1 protein-coding gene is annotated in these 668 nt (G+C 48.2%); it reads right to left on the minus strand.

All coding sequences use genetic code 11. The features are described 5' to 3' along the window. The coding region (locus tag SLS51_RS23110) for a DUF3396 domain-containing protein (RefSeq protein WP_323840822.1) at positions 1 to 668 on the minus strand (668 nt) is incomplete at both ends.

Raw genomic sequence — 668 nt, forward strand, 5'->3', positions numbered from 1 at the left:
CCTTCACCATAGAAGTGCAATGAATGGCCTTCACGAGGTATCACCCGTATCGGACGTATCAGTTGGTTAATGGCAAAATAACTCTCCGGGACACTGTCCGGTAGTGGCGTTAAATCCGGGTATTGACCGGCCCGGATAATCAGACCATCACGGTAAGAAGTAATCACCACATCCCGGTAGGGGCGCAGCACCTGACGTATCCAGAATTCTCCACCCAGTCGGTTTACAAATCGTTTGGACAGCAGGGTGATCCAGTTAATGCCACGGATGGAGTGTCCATACTGTAATTTGGCTGTATGAACCGCAGAATTAACCTGCAATGAAGGGTAACGTTGCGCTAGCTGGTACTCTAAGGGAAAGTAGTCATGGTAATCTCTGGGCAGGACCAGACAATAACCGCAGTCCCCACTGTCCGGTTCGAGTTGTTCACACAGAAACTCTAACCAGGCCATAAACTGGGTCATGCCCTCTTGCCCTTTTAGATAATCCCAAGGCAGTGTCAGGCTTAGGTAAGAGCTACCATCGTCACCATCAATTTCTCGGGAATCCAGATAACGCATCAGATAGCGAGGGGCTTCATAGAGATTTTTGGCGTCACTGACTACCCAACTAGAAAGCTGGTTTTTTTTCTGATTCAGAATGCCTTCTTCCACTTTGGCAATATTTTC

The sequence above is a fragment of the Photorhabdus africana genome (genome assembly GCF_035181445.1).
Classification (GTDB): domain Bacteria; phylum Pseudomonadota; class Gammaproteobacteria; order Enterobacterales; family Enterobacteriaceae; genus Photorhabdus; species Photorhabdus laumondii.